The organism is Aquimarina sp. AU58, from assembly GCF_900312745.1.
In the GTDB taxonomy this organism is placed as follows: domain Bacteria; phylum Bacteroidota; class Bacteroidia; order Flavobacteriales; family Flavobacteriaceae; genus Aquimarina; species Aquimarina spinulae.
Window position 1 is genome coordinate 2,458,345 of the sequence record NZ_OMPD01000014.1, and the last position, 19,966, is coordinate 2,478,310.

6 protein-coding genes are annotated in these 19,966 nt (G+C 35.1%); all 6 read left to right on the forward strand.

Annotated features, from left to right (window positions below):
* Positions 1-3: 3 nt before the first annotated feature.
* Complete coding sequence (locus DK441_RS22035; protein WP_160112227.1) at positions 4-5,760, forward strand: hypothetical protein; 5,757 nt, start codon at positions 4-6, stop codon at positions 5,758-5,760.
* Positions 5,757-6,011: an Imm74 family immunity protein gene (locus tag DK441_RS22040; RefSeq protein ID WP_109852760.1), complete on the forward strand. Its 255-nt coding sequence runs from the start codon at positions 5,757-5,759 to the stop codon at positions 6,009-6,011. Before DK441_RS22035 ends, DK441_RS22040 begins: the two co-directional genes overlap by 4 nt.
* A 92-nt stretch (positions 6,012-6,103) precedes the next feature.
* Entirely contained in the window at positions 6,104-8,545 is a 2,442-nt protein-coding gene (locus tag DK441_RS22045; RefSeq protein WP_235015807.1) for a hypothetical protein, read from the forward strand.
* Between the two features lie 478 nt (positions 8,546-9,023).
* Entirely contained in the window at positions 9,024-13,901 is a 4,878-nt protein-coding gene (locus DK441_RS22050) for a hypothetical protein (RefSeq protein ID WP_109852761.1), read from the forward strand.
* Positions 13,901-15,967 (forward strand): hypothetical protein, encoded by a 2,067-nt coding sequence (locus DK441_RS22055; RefSeq protein ID WP_235015808.1) that lies wholly within the window; start codon positions 13,901-13,903, stop codon positions 15,965-15,967. The genes DK441_RS22050 and DK441_RS22055 overlap by 1 nt, the downstream gene beginning before the upstream one ends.
* Positions 15,968-15,970: 3 nt before the next feature.
* The gene (locus tag DK441_RS22060) at positions 15,971-19,942 is read left to right on the forward strand and encodes a T9SS type A sorting domain-containing protein (protein ID WP_109852762.1); all 3,972 of its coding nucleotides are present in this window, start codon (positions 15,971-15,973) and stop codon (positions 19,940-19,942) included.
* The last annotated feature ends 24 nt before the right edge of the window (positions 19,943-19,966 follow it).

Sequence of the window (19,966 nt, forward strand, 5' to 3'; positions counted from 1 at the left end):
AAAATGAGTATAAGTATAATAAATAGGATAAAGGATTCAGCTATGCTTAAAACACGTACATATTATATTTTACTAGTAATGTTTCTGTTTTCTTGTGCATTACAAGCACAGGTTTTTCCGGTAAATGTTACTCCTCAAATAATACCCCCATATAGTTTAAAACTATCAGAGTATAATACAGCTTCATCAGATAAATTAATACTTAATTTACTACTAACCGATATTACAGAATCGAATAGACAAGTACGTTTAAAATTCTTTGTAGAAAATAATGCAGGTTTGTCTATCCAAAGTAATGATGTAGTGATTGGAGCAAATCCGATTTTCCTGGACGGTGGAGTACCATTGCGATTAACCAATATAGATCTACAGCCTTATTTTGCACTTCAGAATTTAAGAGGAATTAACCCCCAACAATATAGTGTGCCTTTACCAGAAGGCTTGTATCGCTTTTGTTTTGAAGTATATGATGCACAATCTGGGCAGCAGATTTCTCGTAAAAGTTGTGCTACGGTTTATTTAGTTCTTAATGATCCTCCATTTTTAAATCTACCCAATAGAGGAGAACAGGTATTAATGAGAGAACCTCAAAATATTATTTTTCAGTGGACTCCGCGCCACCTTAATGCAACAAATGTAGAATATGAGTTTACATTAGCAGAGATATGGGATAATCAAATGGATCCACAAGCTGCATTTTTAGCTAGTCGTCCATTGTATCAAACCAATACTCTTGCTACTACTTTGTTATATGGTCCTGCAGAAACTTCGTTATTACCAGATAAGACCTATGGGTGGAGAGTACGTGCCATGGTAAGCGATGGGATTAGTGAAACATCGGTGTTTAAAAATGATGGGTATAGTGAAATTTATTACTTTACCTATACCGGTAAATGTGCAGAGCCAGAATATATATTAGCCGAAGCAAAAAATACAACTAGCGAAAAAATCTTTTGGCAGGGAGTAGATCATCTGCGATATAACGTACAATACCGTAAGAAGGATGCAGAAAACGCAATTTGGTTTGAAGGTGGTACTCTTAATGAATATACAACTATTTATAATCTGGAACCAGGAACAACCTATGAGTTTAGAGTTGGAGGACAATGCCTGGAAAAAGGCCCATATACCTATTCTCAAATCTATGAGTTTACTACCATACTAGCAGATGATAAAGAATCAACTTATAACTGTGGCATTACACCCGAGATTGTTATTACCAATCAGGATCCTTTAGAAAGATTAGTTACAAACGAAGTATTTACGGCAGGAGATTTTCCGGTAACGGTAAAAGAGGTCAAAGGGACTAATGGTTCTTTTTCAGGATGGGGATATATTGTTGTTCCGTATTTACAGGATACCAAGCTAAAAGTAAGTTTTGATAATATTAGTATTAATACAGATTATCAACTTTTAGAGGGAATTGTAGTTACAGATTATGATGAAAATTGGGAAGGAATAGAATCTGTTAATGATGTGACAGAGGTTTTTGAAGGAGATAATGATCTAGAAGCGGTACAGCTCGATTATGATATAACGATTAATGACATTAGAGTAAATGATGATGGTACCATAACTATTACAGATCCCGTTACAGGAGCTATATCCAAGTACCCTGGCGGAGATGATGTAGTTATCATTGATCGTAATGGCGATGTATACCATGTTGATGAAGATGGCAATATTAGACAAGGAGAACCCTTGGCAGATGGAGGTGGTGTCGATTCGGAAAATACACCTGGAGTTGATGAGAACGGAAATGTATCTCAACTTTCTGCAGAAGGAATAAAAGTAGAGTTTATAGCTGATAATACGTATAACTATGGTTTTGATGCAATACCAGACGGACAGGAAAAACAATTAGAGAGTTATTACAAGCAAATAAAAGATGCAAAAGGGAAACCATATACTATTATCAATAAAGCAGTAGGAAATGGAGCTTCAGATAAAATAAAAGGAAAAGTAACGATTACCGATAGTAACGTATCTATTAATGATCTCGTTATTAAAACAGCTAATGGTGAAAATGTTAAGTACGAAGTATCCGGAAGTAATGAGATTACGTTAAAACTTAATGGATATTATGCATTTGAGCATGAAAATATCTATGCTACTATACAACCAAAGGATAATAGTAAAAAACAAACTATAGCAGGAGTATTTTCACTATGGCACTTATCCAAAAAGGATGTTAATGTAACCATTATACCGGTTGGTGGAGTATCATTACCAAGTGCATCAGAACTTACATCAAAAATCAATGCTATCTATGGTAAGGCATCGGTTAATATTAAGCTTACTATTGCTGATGATTTTAAAGTAGATAAATCTCTTTACGGGGGCGATACCGTACAGATGGGAGATAGTGGTTTCTTTACAAATTATACAGAAGATCAAAGCTCTATTATCAATGCTTATAAAGCAAAAGAAACTACATCTATTACATCATACTATCTTTTTGTTTTTGGAAATACTATACAACCTAGCCGAAGTGATGTTGCTGGTTTTATGCCGATTAAACGACAATTTGGATTTATATTTAATGGTAACCTTTCTAAAGAGGAAGAAGGTAAAGATAATTTGACAGCGACCATTTCTCACGAACTTGGTCACGGTGTTTTTGGATTAGAACATCCATTTACACAGTTGAAAACATCAAAAGGAGCCACAAATTGGCTTATGGATTATGGTAATGGAGTAGAATTATCACATTTAGATTGGGCGCAAATTCATAACCCTGATTTTAAATTATATCCATTTCAGGATGATGAAGAGGGAGAGTTGTTTTTTTCTGACGATGAATTTGTAAATAAAGTATTCCAAATTATACGATATGCGTATATGAATTCAGAAGGAGATTACCTAAGTATAGATACCTCTGTTTTTGGAAAAACCGGAACCTTTAAAGGAACTTGGAAAGGTCATGATCTAAATGTATCAATAAATAAGGGACAATTTGAAGGAACTTCTACTTCGATTCCAAAGTATGTTAAAGAACTTGATAGTAAAAATAGAAAAAGCGAACGTAATAGTCTACAGTATAAAAATGTAGAAATTTTTACGATTATTCCCACATATAGACCTACAGCTGTAGTTGAGCCGGTAGAGTTAAAAAAGCTAAAAGAATACCTGTTTCCAAAAGATAAGTCTGTAATACGAAATGATATAACTGAGGTTTTCGAAATAAAAAAGAACATCACAGGAGGCGTTTATTACGAATTAAACTTAAAGACAAAAGAAGAGGATTATGTTTTTGAGTTTGATCATCACGATGAGGTAGAAAATTTTTGCAATGTTTTAAAAGTTGAAAGACAAAAAAGCTACCCTTTACCATATGAATCAAAGTATTCTAAACAAATAATAGATTATCTCATTAAAGAATATTTTCCTTCTGGCGGAATTTCTGAAAACACCGATTGCAATAAAATAGATACGTTTTTTTCTGAAATACCAACGACTTATTTATCCTATAAACACGATGTTACATCTCTTGATAAAGATAAGCTATGGATAGCATTAAAAGTACTGTTAAGTTGTTCGGTTAATGATAAAGGAGTTTCTGAAGAGGATGCTATAATCAATATTATAGAAGCTCTTGGTAAAGGAGATGAAACTACCTTTCTTAAAAATATAGATACCCAAGAGTTTGATAAAAAGAATGTATTTAGAAAATTGTATAGTAAACTCGATAATTGGGGCGGAGAAGATAATTTCACAAAGCTGATTAATGTTTTTTATAACATATGGAAAAAATCAGAATTTACTTCGCAACCTGTACAAGATATAACATATACAAGTGATAAAGTAGGGGTTTTTTATAGAAGCCCTTATGATATTGACCTTGTAGAAAAAAACTCGATTAAATTAACTAAAAAGATCGATGTACCATACAGTTTTATTGATATTTCTATTCATATAGGAACACATCATATCTATACTCCTATTCGGTTAACAAAGTATGAAAACATTGCAAAACCAGGTTTTAATATTAGATCAGAAATACTACCACTATTTATACTTAAAGCGATTGATGAAAACTATAATACTAATAACATTGATCAAGGAGCAAACCTCGCTTTTGAAGTTGCATTAACAGCTTCTGGTATTGGTAATATCACCAAGCTAAGACATCTTAAAGATCTTGGTAAGCTTAAAAATCTTCTGGATGGATTAAAAGGAGCAGAAACCATATTAAGTACAACCAATCTAATACTTAAATATTCTGATGCTTGTGCTAAACCTAATCCAACTACGGTCACTCAACCTGGCGATAAAAAGGAAATGACATATTGCGAGATGTTGGGGGCTCTTGGTGATGTATTAGGGTTAGGAACCGGATTAGGTGATTTGGCAACGAGAAGTACCCAAATAGCTGAGTTATCCCGTAAACTAGAAAAGAAAATAGTAGAAAACCCTAAGTTAATTGAAAATGGAGCAGATAGAGCAAGAATTCTTAAAGGGCTAAAGCAAATCGTTAGTGAGCTTGGTGATACTGTAAATTTAAGTGACCTTAAGAAGATTTATACTAATGGTACACTAAGAGCGATACTTTATGATTTTGAGAATGTAAAACTGGGATTATCTACGATTGACGTTTTGCTAAAGCATTCAGAAAAATGTGATGCAGATGAAACATGTAAAGCGATAAAATTATATTTAGGTTTTATTCAACAAGGAATAAAAGCAAAAGACCTGGGATCAAAACTGAAGCAGCAAACAAGTGTCTTGTTAGGTAAAATAAAAAATGATCCAAAATTTCTTCAGGATAAGCCAGCAGAAAAGAAAAGATTAGTTGAAGGACTTGAGGTTGCAGAAGGTACTAGAATTTCTAAGCTTAAAACTGTTTTATCTGATTTACCCGAGAATAAACATCAAAATATTAAACGACTGTATGACAATGCATCACCAGATAAAAAGGCAAGTCTTGAGAAATCATGGGAAATATTAGAACCTTTTAGGAATATACGTTTTGCAAACGATGGCAAAAACTTAGAAATTCTCGCCAAGACGCATAGTCGCTTTATCTATGGTTCTGATGATTCATTTCTAGGATTTAAAAAATTGATGGTTGATGGTTCACCTGCCAGTAAACAAAAACTAATCAATGGACTTGAAGAAGCAGATAAGATGTTTGACTCGAAGTTGGGCTTACCAATTAAGTTTTCAGGTATTAAAGATGGAGAAGTAAAAGTAATAGCCGTAATAGATGGAAAAAACACAGAAGTAGCCCGTATTGCTACTGATGGAAACCTGATTAAGAAAAAATTTCTTGATGAGGCAGATGGAGCAGAAGTTGCTGGTAAATATAAAGAAGATGTAATCTTAAGAAAAGGAAAAGAGATTGGGTTTAAAATTGGTGATGGTTTCATTAATGAAATAAAGCACCTATTGAAAACCAAACCTAATACAGCTTTTTTCTGGTCTGGCAAATCAAATAAAATAGGAGGAGCCGAAAGGGCTTTAGAAGTTGCTAAGTCAAAAGGAGGAACAACACTTGAAGGAATGATAGAATCAAAAAAGATAAGTATGCCCGAATGGGATAGCAATAATCCTAAAGTAATTAAAATGTGGGAGGATGTATCTGCTGCTTATGCTAATCAAGCCTCAGGCGAAGTTAAAGCAGTAGTAGGTAATAAATTACGACCTGGAAATATTTGGGAAAATGTAGAATTAGATAGATTAAAAAGTAATAATAATGTTACTAAGATTATTAGTATAGACCCTGAAACCCTTGTTGAAACAGTAATATTTATAAGATGAAAATAAAAGGAGGAAGATCATATATAAGAGTAGAAATAGAAAAAGGCAAAGAGATTGTTATTCATGGAGAACTGACAATGACGCCTGAGTTTTATGCAGATTTTGATTCCATAAAGAAATGGGAGCCCCCTTTTGATAAGGAAACTATAACTACAGAAGATAAAAAAAGTTTGGCATTAAGAATAATGAGTGAATCAAAAGATACAAGTGTACCTGTAATCTTTGAAGATCTTGCTGATACATCTATCTAGATTCTGTAGTGTTGTCTCCTGACATTGCAGAAAAATTCAAAAACCAGTGGTTAAGAAAAAGAAAATAATCTTCTTTTTGTTATAAGAGAATTGTGAGGGAATTTAATATAAAATCATTTTTAAGCATACTAGTTAATGGAAAGCTATTAAGAGGATTACTATTTTTCTTTTTAGCACTTCCTTTTTTATCTATTGCGCAAACACTTGATTACGAATCGATCACTCAAAGTAAGCCATTAAAAGTAAGTGGCCAGATTTCTGCCAGTGGAGTGTATTATAGCTCTAACCAAAATAATAACAGAGAGCCCTTTACTTATTTTTTGCAAGGAGCACTTAATATTAATATTTATAGTTTTTCTATTCCGATCTCGTATAGTTTTTCTAATCAGGGAGAGAATCTGGGATATCAGCTTCCTTTTGATTTTAATCGTATTAGTTTGCATCCCAAATATAAATGGGTTACGGGCCATATTGGTAATATAAGTATGACTTTTTCTCCCTATACTTTAAGTGGTCATCAGTTTACAGGTGGTGGTATAGATCTTACTCCCCCAGGAGCCTTTAAAATCAGTGCTATGAGTGGCCGTTTACTAAAGGCTGTAGAGGATAATGCAGATGCCAGAACGGTTCCTTCGTATAACCGTATGGGGTATGGGTTAAAAACAAGTTTTGAAAAAGAGCGTTATAAAATAGGTGTTATAGGTTTTTATGCCAAAGATGATCCAACTTCTATCGATTCTATTCCCGAAGCCAAAGGCGTATTACCCCAGGAAAACCTGGTAGTAAGTATAGAAGGAGAAGTTAAATTAGGTAAAAGTTTTAGTCTTCAGGCCGAATATGCATCTACAGCGATTACCAAAGATACCCGAGCCGAAGAGGTTGATAATTCGGACATCTCTCCGATTGCTACTATTTTTAATAACCGGGCATCTACAGAATATTATAGTGCAATAAAAACCCGTTTGGGCTATGGTATAGGAAGAGTGAATCTTGGTTTGGGATACGAACGTATCGAACCGGGATATGAAACTCTGGGTGCCTATTATTTTAATAACGATTTCGAAAACATCACCTTAGATGCTTCTAATACCTTTTTTAAAGATAGGTTAAGTTTAGCTCTTAATATAGGATATCAAAGAGATGATCTGGATAATTTGAAGGCCAATAATACCAATCGTATGGTGGGTTCCTTAAATGCCACCCTTTCTGTATCAGACCGGCTGAATATTTCTGGTATGTATTCTAACTTTAGTACGTTTACTAATATCAAGCCCAATCAGTTTGATGAGATTAATGATGCCGATCTTTTGGATGAACAGATAGAAGAGTTGGATTACAAGCAATTATCGCAAACGGCTACTTTAACGATCAACTATGTGCTTTCAGGAAAAAAAACCTCCCGCCAGAATCTCACAATGAATTATGCACTTAATGATGTTTCAAATGAACAAGGAGGAGTAGTTAGATTGGGAGATGCTTCTACATTTCATAATATGAATTTGGGTCATACGATAGATTTTTCAGAAAGGAACCTAAATATAAGTACATCGGTTAATGGGACTTATAATACCATTGGCAGAGAAGAAGCAACCACCTGGGGTCCTACGGTAAGTGTTGGTAAGCGATATTTTAAAAAAACATTGAACACCCGACTTTCTGCAGGATATAATAGTTCTACTAGTACTACATCTACTACCAGTGTTACCAATCTACGAGGAGCAGTGACGTATACCTTAAAAGAGAGACATAATTTTAATCTTAATGCTGTGCAATTGTTTAGAAGTGGCGGTAATAATGGACAATTAAGTGAATTTACGGCTACTTTTAGTTATAATTATGCATTTGGACTAAAGAAGCCTAAAATCAATTTCAATAAAAAGCCGAAGAAACCCAAAAAGGCAAAAGAAGTTAATGACTCTATCAAAATTCAGTATAGAAAATATCGTTATGAAGGACTCCCAACAGATATCACTCCAGAGTTATTAGCACTACCAGAGAAAGAAGGTTTTGCCCATCTTATTAAAGATAAACGAGGAAGATTAAGTGATCTTGGAAAGCAACTTGTAGAAACCGAACAAAAAGATAAAAGAGTATACAAGGAGGTCGCCTTAAGTTACCTTAAAGCAATGAACCTTTATTTTGACTTTGCAGCGTTTTATAATGAAAAAATATATGAATCCTATTTAAAACTGGTTCGTGAAGCACAGGATATTGATCGCCAAATCAGGGACGAGTTTACTTTGTTAAGCGCAAGAATCAATAGTGCCGAGGAAAAAAACCAGGAAGACCTGGATAGACAGAAAGTATTAGAGAAGCGATATGAATCCCATACCGAACTGTTGCAGTCCTTATTACAGTGGAATTTAAAACCAGAAGATATCGAATATCCAGAAGGGGATATTAAAGTACTAAAAAGAGGGAATGCCTCAAAAGTGTTCTCTATGTATCAGAATGAGAAACCAGAAAGAGATATCGTAAAGTTTATCGAAATACGATTGGCAGATGTATTTCATAAACTATTAAAAGAAGAATAGTTTTCTTCTAGTCTTAATCTCGTATTGAAATTTCCTTGTAATTAGATAACAATTGCTCATTTTTATAAAATATATTTAGAATATAACTGAAATACATTTCTAAGTTTAAAAAACCGTCACTAATTTAAAGGTATTCGTCACAAAATGTAAATTACTCTTCATTTTCTCTACGACTGAAGATAAGTTTGTACTCATAAACTATAATTAATTTACTGATAACACATAGTCAATTTACTGGTGATGTATAGTATTTTTTGTGAGATACTAATTTCTTTAATTAAAATATATATAGAGACTTTACCTCATGCATTGGAGTATTCTTAAATTACTAGTTCACAAATAATATACACCCAAGTATGTATTGTGAACTAGTATAATCAATGAAAGTACTTAAATGTTTTTAAACTATAGTTTTTGCGTGAATTAGTTAATACTGATTTTTTATTAGAGTCCCAATAACTCGCTTAAATTATAATTTATGAAATTGCCCTCGGTCTTATTATTATGGATAACTCCAATACTATTTTATGCACATAATAATGAAAAAGATTCTCTCTCAGTTAAAAAAGAGAATTCAATACTAGAAGATCAACCAGTTTCAAAGTTTTATCAATTTCCTGAACTCGATAAAAACTTTCCTGTCACAAAATCCATTACTATTTCTTCTGCGCCAGAATTTACTACAGAGAGTATTCAGAGCGAATACGGGACTCCAAATGCCTGGGTTAATGATAACAGATTAAAAGCCAAGGCTAGTTTTGAGAAAATAGAGACAGAAGACAAGTGGATTTCTTCCTTTTCGAATACCCACTTGGATGCTTTACCAGTTGGAGTCAAGCATACAATAAGTGAAATTGAATATCAACTGGGGTTTGTAAAAGCAAAATTCTATAAAGAATATACAGAACTTACTGTATTTGTAAAAGTAGTCTTGCCACAATCTGATGATAAAGGTGATCCTATAGAACTTTTTTTTGGAGCAGATAATGTAAAACTTTCTCATGAAGGAGGAATCATAGGGGACGCTAATTTAGTATTACTAGGAGATATATTTATTCCTTTTAATGGAGGTAATTGGATGCTTTTTTTGAAAGGAGGTTTAGATTTTAAAACAGGAAATGTTCAAAACAAAACTTTTGCCACAATTAATTGTGATGGAGTTAAGGAAATGGGAATCGAAGGAGGTATTGAGTTTTCGAGAAATCTTTTACTACCAGTAGGAGAGAATGGAGAAACTTTACCAAAAACAAGACCCTGGCCCAATGGTAATAAAACATCAATGGTACCTAATCGGGTACGAGGAGATTTTAAAGCAGTTGCTTCAAACTGGAATGATCTTGTTGTAGGAGTAGGAATTACCCCTTTTGTCTTAGCAAATCAAGAAGATGGATTTATGTTTTCTGTTAGTAAAGCTATTCTTGATTTTAGTGATCTAAGAACTCCAGATGTTTCTTTCCCTGGGTATTATCATGAAAATGGATTGTTATTACCTAACAGAGAATCATGGCGGGGAGTATATATAGAATCTATAGAGGTAGGGATGCCAGAAGCATTTAAAACAACAAATAGTGTTTCTAAAAATAAGAGAGTGACTTTTGAAGCAGCTAATCTTATTATTGATAGTCATGGAGTTTCTGGAGAATTTTCGATAAAAAATATAATTCCGTTAGAAACCGGAATTACTTCTTCACAAAATGCCTGGGCATATTCTGTAGATGAATTGGGGGTAGTCTATGCAGCAAACAATTTCATGGGTGCAAAGTTTGCAGGAAGCATAAGACTACCCACTTCTGGTGTCAAAGACAAAGGATTGCAATACAAAGGTATTATTACTGATGAAGAGTATATGATGGCAGTATCTCCCGTAGAAACCGTAAGTTTTGATATTCTTCAGGCCAAAGTGCAGTTACTTCCAAATTCTGGAGTATTAATGAGAGTAAAAAACAGTGACGATCAAGGAAATGATACCGAAACAGAGGGAGCTACAACAAATAATAAGAAGGAATTTTTTATGCAGGCCAGACTTAATGGAAGAATGGCCATTTCTGCCAGTCAAAAACAATCCATACTAGATGAAGGAAAGAAAGTCGATGATGATATTGTGAAATTTAAGGGAATTACTTTTGAAAACTTGGTTTTGCAAACCGAAAGCCCGCTCATTAGTGTTAAATATTTTGGTTACGAAGATCAGGTTAAAGTAGCAGGATTTCCTGTGTCTATAGATAGAATTGGGGTTGTAGCACAAGACCAGGAGATTGGGATTAAGTTTGATATAGGTGTATCGCTAATGAAAGATGCATTTGCAGCAAAAGGAGGGGTCGGGATTTTTGCAAAGCAGAAACAAGCTTCTTCAGGTTCAGAAAATAGTAAAGAAGACTACCGATATAAGCAACGATGGCAATATGACCGCTTAGAATTATCCAGAATGATTGTAAAGGCTAATATGGGAGCCATAGCTTTTGAAGGCGCCCTTGATCTTATGGATAATGATCCCGTATATGGTGATGGGTTTCAGGCCAAAGTAAAAGCAACATTTTTTAAAAAAGAAGGTAGCGAAGGTAGTGATAAAGGAATCTCTTGCGCTGCAATTTTTGGTAAAACAAGAACTAAACAAAATGTTGAAGTTAATAATGAGGAAACAGGAACTAAAGAAACAGTAACTACAGAAGGATATAGGTATTGGTATATAGACGCAGCAGTTACAGGGTTGAAGATTCCCGTATTTCCAGGCCTTAATATAACAGGGTTTGCAGGAGGTGCATTTTATAAAATGTCTAGAAAACTAGAAGGGAGTATTTCAGAATTCTCACCATCAGGACTTACCTATATCCCTGATAATAAAACACTTTTAGGAGTTAAAGCAATGGTGTTTGGTGCAATGCCTGATGAAAAAGCGATGAGTGTTAGTGCAGGGTTCGAAATTGATTTCAATAAAAATTATGGTGTTAATAGACTAGGGTTCTTTGGCGAAGTTCAGGCAATGAAAGCTTTTGATTTTCCAAATCCAATAGGTAAAATAACAGGAAAACTTCAGGGATTAGCAAACAGTGAATCTCTTGGGAGTAAAGTTGTAAAAACGTTTTCTGAAAAAGCAGATTCTGAATACCCTTCTGAAATAACAGGACAAGCAGGAGTTAATGCCAAAGTAGGAATGCAATATGATTTTACCAATAACACTTTTCATGCGGATATGGATTTATATGTTAATGTGGCAGGAGGTCTTGTTCAGGGAAGAGCTTCTAAAGGTCGTGCAGGATGGGGAGTAATTCATATTGCACCAGATGAGTGGTATGTACATATGGGAACGCCTACTGACCGTTTGGGGCTAAAAATGGGAGTAGGCCCTGTTTTTGTAGAAAGTGGTGGATATTTTATGATGGGGGACGGTTTGCCAGGAAGCCCGCCACCGCCATCAGAAGTCGCAGCAATGCTAGGTGTAGATGTAGATAAGTTAGATTATATGAGAGATGAAAACTCATTAAAATCAGGTAAAGGACTTGCGTTTGGGTCAGATTTTAAAATTGATACCGGAGACATTAGTTTTTTATTGCTGTATGCACGTTTTCGCGCAGGTTTGGGGTTTGATATCATGCTAAAAGACTATCAACAAGCTATGTGTGTAAATACAGGAGATCAGGTAGGAATTAACGGGTGGTATGCTAACGGGCAGGCCTATGCCTATCTACAGGGAGAATTGGGAATTAAAGTAAAACTATTTGCAGTCAGTAAAAAAGTACCTATTATTCAAGGAGGCGCTGCTATTCTTATGCAAGCAAAAGGACCAAATCCATTCTGGATGCGCGGATATGCTGCCGGATATTATGACCTCTTGGGAGGAGCCGTAAAAGGAGCCTATAGGTTTAAGGTAGAAGTAGGTGAGATGTGCGAATTTCAGGATGATACTCCAGTGGGAGATATCAAAATGATCAGTGATCTTACTCCAGGTGATAACGATCAAAATGTTGATGTATTTATGGCGCCACAGGCAACGTTTGTAATGAAAGTAGGAGAACCCATTACCATCTCAGAAAATGGAGGAGATAAAACGTATAAGATACTACTGGATAAATTTATGGTGACCGATGAATCTGGGAAAGCAATAGCTGGAAAACTTGAATGGGCACATACCAAAGATCGGGTAACCTTTATGCCAGATGATATTTTACCTCCGGAAACCAGATTAAAAGCAATAGTAGAAATCAGTTTCCAGGAAAAAATAAGTGGAGTATATCGTGATGTTATGCTAAATGGAAAAAAAGCACTGGAAACGTTAGAAAGAAATTTTACCACTGCGACTGCACCAGATTATATACCATTAAATAACATTGAGTATGCTTATCCTGTTGTGAACCAAAAGCAATTTTATAAAGGAGAATCTACCAGTGGGTATATACAATTACAAAAAGGACAGGACTATCTTTTTGATAATTCACAATGGCAAAGTACCGTGAAATTTATAGATCAAAATGGAAAATTATCACTAGCAAAATTCAACTATAATACTGCCGAAAATAAGGTGATATATACATTACCTAAAATAGATAAGGAAGCTACATACACAATGTCTATTGTTAGTACCTCTAGTACTTCGGGAGGATCTTCGGAAACTACTGAAGTTACAGAAACCACGAATTATGATGAAGACAATACAATGGAGGTCAAGAAAAATTCGGCAGCAAATGTATTGAAAGAAGGAGAAATAGAAAGAATTACCTATGAATTTAAAACTAGTAAATATAAGAAGTTTGCAGATAAAATAAAGGCAATATCAGTAACAAAAACTAATGCTGGAAAAGTAAGCTCTGATGTAATCTATTTATATAATGATGTGAATACCAACGAAGGGTTTGACCTGGCAGAGTTGATTGGAAATTCATATACAGGGAATGTGCCACTAGTATCTTATGAAGCTACGTTGACAGATACCTATTTTAAGACTGATATCAATCCTTTGGTCTATATGAATTACCCTGTTGCAGGAGCATATGCTATGAAAAATAGAGATGCAATATTATTAGGAACACCTCCCAAAAGAGCATTGCCGATAGAAAGTAAGTATTTGACAAGTTTGGAGTATAATGTAAATAAGAACCTGATACAAACTCATTTTCCATTTAGATATGATCTGCCACGAATATATAAACAGGATTTTGTAGACCTGAGAACTCAGGCACTTAGAGATTATACTGATGGCAAAATAGACGCTAACCATCCGGCAATGCGAATAACAGAAGGCGAATATCTTTTTATGCGATATGGAAAATATGAAGTTATATTAAAATATATGCTCCCCGGAGGAATTCAAGGATCACAAGCTAAAATTGATTTCAAGAACCCATTAAAATATAGGATGTAATGCGCAAGATATCCATTCTTTTATTTCTTGGTATTGGTTTGATGAATACTTGGGTGTATGCTCAGGATTCTATCCCTTCAGTAAAAGTGATCTCCCGTATTGATGATGATAAGATTATGCTAAGGTGGGCTGCCTCAAATCCTCAGACCTGGCAAAAAGCCAATGCATATGGGTATACCATAGAACGCTTTACCATAAAGAGAAATGGAGTGAAATTACCTCACCCAGAAAAAAAGATACTAACATCAACTCCTATATTGCCAAATCCTCTGGAAACCTGGGAAAGTTTTATAGAAACTAATGATTATGCTGCGATTATTGCACAGGCACTTTATGGAGAAGATTTTGAGGCAGGCAATATGCAGGAAGGAAATTTTGCACGCATTGTAAATAAAGCTAAAGAAATTGAACAACGTTTTGCTTTTGCTCTACTAGCTGCAGATATGGACTTTGAAATCGCTAAAAAAGCAGGTTTGGGTTTTGAAGATACTACAGTCAATGAAGGAGAAGTATATTTTTATAGTGTGAAAACTGCGATTCCTGAAGGAATACTTGTTGTTGAGTCAGGTACAGTATATGCAGATTTTTCAAAGAAAAGTGAATTGCCTACACCTATTGATCTTATTGCAGTTGGACAAGAGAAAAGTATTTTATTAACCTGGGAATATGAAATGTTTAAAACAGTATTCACTTCCTATTTTGTGGAACGGTCTGATGATGGAACCGATTTTAAAAGACTAGGGGATACTCCATTAGTAAATATGAATGGAAAGCCAGGAACTCCCAGGAGGATGTATTATGCGGATACTCTTTCTCAAAACAATAAAACCTATCACTATAGAGTAGTCGGGATTTCTCCTTTTGGAAAACAAAGCCCTCCTTCAGAAATTGTTACTGGTCAGGGAATCAAAAAACTAGAGGTAACTCCTCATATCTCTAAAACAGAATTTGATGCTTCTGGAGCGATACAGGTATATTGGGATTTTGAAAAAGCAGCAGAACCCGAAATTACAGGATTTGAACTCAATTGGGCATCGCAGGAAAAAGGACCATATACTGTGGTCAAAAAGAATATACAGCCTCATGATAGGCAAACTACTTTCAATGAAGTAGATCCATCTAACTACTTTACAATATCGGCTATAGGTAAAAATAATCAAAAAACTACTTCTTTTGCTGCATTCGCACAAACCATAGATAGTATTCCGCCTCTTAGTCCTGTGGGATTGAGAGGAACTGTAGATACGTTGGGGGTCGTAAAATTGCAATGGACAGCCAATACAGAACGAGATATATTAGGATATCGAATATTTAAAGGAAATCTTGAAAAAGAAGAATTGGTACAGATCACAGTATCTCCCGTCTTAAAAACAACATACACAGATACCGTACAGGTAAAATCTTTAAATAAAAAAGTGTTTTATCAGGTAACTGCCGTAGATAGACGATATAATATGTCTAAGTATTCAGAAAAGATAACACTAAAGAAGCCAGACATAGTACCTCCTTCGTCCCCTATTTTTTCGACTTATGAAGTAAAAGAAGACGGTGTATATCTATACTGGATCAATAGCAGTAGTAATGATGTATCTGGTCATCGATTATATCGCAAGCATATCGCAGAAGCAAATAAGGGCTGGAAGTTGATTTTTAAAACCGATACCATAACCTCCTATACCGATGCTAATGCCAAATCAGGAGAACACTATCAATACGCCATATTTGCCATAGATGAATCAGGGTTACAATCATCCCCATCTACTCCATTAACGATAACTATGCAACGTAATGCTCCACAACAAGTGGTAAAAAATTTTAAGGGGGTAGTCGATAGATTGGTAGAGAAGATCGATCTATCATGGAAAATTACAGGCGAACAAGTCTCTGAGGTCTGGATTTATAAAAATGTAAAAAGTAGTATGCCTGTTCTTTGGAAACAATTACCCACCAGTATCACCAGGATTACAGATACCCATGTGAGCCCCAATACAGAATATACATACTTGTTAAAAGCAATACTCAAAAAGGGATACAGTACCCTGGAAACTGTGAATATAACATATTAACTCATGAAAAACGTAATAGTAATACTTGCGATATTAATGACTTCGATGTCCTATGGACAAAAGCATATAGCTACCATAACAGGGCATTTGGGAGGGAATAATGATAATGTGGGACTATACTATAGAATTACTATGGGAGGTAAAACAATAGCTACCAATAGTATATCAGGAGGAATATCAATTGAGGTAGATGTACAAAACAAAGAAATAGAAGCGTCTGCAGATGAGATATACATTTTCCTTAGCTGGCAAGGAACTTTTGATGGTACAGGGAAACCTGGTTCTGCAGAGGGAACATTAAAAATTTCTAGTTGTTATCAGGCTACCAATCTTACGATACCTCTAAAAGATTTAGGTAACGGAATTGGAGGATATGCTCGACTGGATATCAATATTCGTCCTGAAATCAAAATTCTTCCTCCAGATGATAATGAATATTTTTTACCTCTTGATCAGAAAGTAATCATAAAAGCACCAGAAGGGTTCTCTTCTGATGTATATAATTGGGAATATAAGTTGGAAGATAGTAACTGGGCTACTATTAAAACTACTCACAATGGGCGATATATTTTGGGTGAAGACGAAAATGGAGCTAGTGCATTAGATCTTTTTCCCAGTGCCCAGAATTTTCTGGGAGAAAATGTAAGATTCAGAATTAAATATTGTGGTGATAGATATACTCCCGAAGTTATTTATCGGGTAGTGCCCTCTGCACCAACTTTTACAACCAAAGTAGAGACTAAAGCGGTTTGTTATGATGGTAAAGGACAGGTAGAATTTATTTTTTCGAGACCCTTATATCTCAACGAGAAAATATCAATACTGAAAAAAGACCCTGATGCAGGAGAAGAAGAGTATACAGATAATCTTACAACGAGTTCGCAGACTGAAAACATAGTAGTTTTTCAAGGAGCAAATAAAAATAGCTATACATTGGAAGATGTTCCTGTCGGTAAATATAAAATAGGAGTTTTAGGCTTTTACGGTGATTATAATACGTATGCAGGGTCAAAGGCTCACGACATACTTTTTAGTATAGATCGTCCTGATCCTGTAGTGTTTGGAGAGGAAATAGCGGTTACTCATATCAAATGTTTTGATGATACCAGTAACGGTTCGGTTACATTGTTATTATCCGGAGGTTCTGGAAGTTATCAATTTCATTATAGGAATAAAGATGGTGGAGCCTGGAGTTCATGGTTAGATTATTCAAATGGAGTAGAAGACCTTGATGCAGGTACTTATGAGATTCAAATACGGGATAGTAATGGTTGTTTGGCACGAGAACAGATATTAGTTGGTGGAAAAATAGAATTAGGCGAAGTGATTACACGGGAAGCCACAATAACAAGACCTGAACCTATATCAGTGAATGTAGAGCTTTTGGAATCTCCTACTGCCAATGGTTTTAAAAATGCGAAGATCATGGCTACTATTAATGGAGGTACTCCTATTGATGGGAAACATTATACCTATACATGGATAGATAACTCAAACAACACAGAATTGACGACTTCTAGTGGTAGCTATAATGCAGGTCAAGGTTACCTTGTAAAACTACATAGTATTGGAGTAGGGAAATATACCATTACTGTTAGAGATGCTCATACCTGCGCACCTGTGACTGCAACTTTTGATATCACATATCAGCCAGATCCTTTGACAATCGTTTTTGAAGTTGAAGAAGCGATTTCCTGTTCGGGAGCTTCTGATGGTATTTTGAAAGCTACTGTTACCGGAGGAGTTCCTTTTAATACAGTTAGCCCTGATACGACTATATATCCAGAAGATGCAGAAGGTAATCTGTTACCCTACTTTTACTACTGGAAAGAAAAATTGGATGATAATACCTGGAAATCTTTTCCCAGTAATACAGGAAACACACTTAGAAGTTTGAAGAGTGGTACTTATTCCTTGAATGTTAAAGATAAGAATGGGATTTTTATAGCAGAATATGAAGCGATTCTTACACCGGTGACTACAAATTATATAATAAAGAATTTCAGAGATCAGGAGGTAGAATTATTAGAGCCAAAACCATTAGAGCTAGCTATTGTTACAAAACCAATACGTTGTTTTGAAGGTACTGATGGTTCTGCCGCAGTAGAAAAAGTAACAGGAGGAACAGGGGGATATACTTATACATGGAAAAATAGTGATGGTATACCCATATCCAACCAGGCAACTATAACAAATTTATCTGCAGGAAACTATACAATAACTGTTACAGACGCAAATGGATGTACTCTAGAAGATATAGTAGATATTATCGAACCCCAAATATTAAGTGTCACATTTGATACTACAAGAGCTACTTGTGGTGGATCAGATGGTTCTGCGACAGCACAGGTAAATGGCGGGACAGCAGGATATACCTATTTATGGAGCACAGGAGAAACTACTAAGAAAATAGAAGGCTTAAAAGCAGATACATATACAGTAACAGTTACAGATGCTAAAAATTGTAAAATAACAGATACAGTTGTGATACAAGAACCAGATCCAATTACCATAGAGCGTATTGAGACTATGAGAACCAATTGTGGAGGCGCAATAGGTACTGCAGAAGTGGTCATGTCTGGAGATACAGCTCCATATACATATCTCTGGAGCACTGGAGCTACCACACCAAAAATTGAGAATTTACCTTATGGAGAATATACCGTAAGTGTAAAAGATAAAAACAATTGTATTGTAGAAGGTAGTACTATCATACAAGAACCCGATCCTATTGCTGTAGAACGTTTTGAAACCACACCAGGAACATGTGATGAACCCAATGGTGCAGCAAAAGTAATCATGTCTGGTGCTACAGGACCATATACATATGAGTGGAGTACAGGGGCAACTACCCAGGAGATAACCAATGTTCGAGCTGGTAAATATTTTGTAGTGGTAACAGATTCTAATTATTGTACTACTACAGGAAAAGTGATCATTGAAGAAATTAGCGGGATTGAGATAGATGTTATTTCTCATGTAGACCCTCTATGTGCGGTTAGTAAAGATGGTTCGATAACAGTATTACCCAAAGGAGGAACAGAACCATATACCTATAAGTGGACCAAAAAAGGAACGTCTGAAGTCATTGCGACTTCAGCAGATATTAGCGGGTTACCATCAGGAACATATGTAGTAGAAGTAAATGATGTTATAGGATGCACAAAAGTGTACGAAGAGACATTGATTGCCCCCGAAGTTGTTAAGGTTGTCTTGGGTAATGACCTTTCAATTTGCAGGGGGCAATCTGTAGCATTTGATATCACTATCGATGATCCCAATGCAACCTATTCATGGGTTTCTGATACAGGGTATAGTAATAATACACCTACTGTAGAACTAATAGATTCGGGAACATATACCGCTAGAGTAACCACAGGAATAGGGTGTATAGGCACAGATGAGGTTGTAATCACAGTATCAGATAATCCAATAGATGCAGACTTTTTGTATTCTACGTATTCATTTTCAGACCAGCAGGTAGAAGTAATAAATACAAGTAATCCTATCGGAGAACGTATTGAGTGGACCGTTTCTGAAGGAGCAAATATTGTTGAAGAAACTAAAGAGAAAATTATTTTAAGTTTTGAAGAGTCTGATACTCCTAAAACATATTATACCACATTGACTTCCTATAATAAAAATGAGGAATGTTCTATATCCTTAACCAAACCTATCATAATAGAACCCGGAGAAGGCTTTTTTGATGATCTCGGAAATGAAAAATTCATAGAAGAATTCTTAATATTCCCTAATGCAAATAATGGAGACTTCTCTATTAAGGTTAATCTGGCAGAACCATCAGATATACGTGTAAAAATAATGAATCTTATATCTACAATAATAGACCAGCAAGAAGCAAAAGGAGCAGATAATTACGAATTGAAACACAGTTTAAGTATAGCTCCAGGAATATATTTGGTTGTATTAGAAACTTCTCATGGATCAGAAACCAGAAAATTAGTGGTCGAGTAAAAGAAAATCAAACTCTAACTCAAA

What these genes read in the sequence shown, in the direction of transcription:
- DK441_RS22050 (WP_109852761.1), top strand. Translation starts at nt 9,024, where the DNA reads ATGAAATTGCCCTCGGTCTTATTATTATGGATAACTCCAATACTATTT.
- DK441_RS22055 (WP_235015808.1), top strand. Translation starts at nt 13,901, where the DNA reads ATGCGCAAGATATCCATTCTTTTATTTCTTGGTATTGGTTTGATGAAT.
- DK441_RS22040 (WP_109852760.1), top strand. Translation starts at nt 5,757, where the DNA reads ATGAAAATAAAAGGAGGAAGATCATATATAAGAGTAGAAATAGAAAAA.
- DK441_RS22035 (WP_160112227.1), top strand. Translation starts at nt 4, where the DNA reads ATGAGTATAAGTATAATAAATAGGATAAAGGATTCAGCTATGCTTAAA.
- DK441_RS22060 (WP_109852762.1), top strand. Translation starts at nt 15,971, where the DNA reads ATGAAAAACGTAATAGTAATACTTGCGATATTAATGACTTCGATGTCC.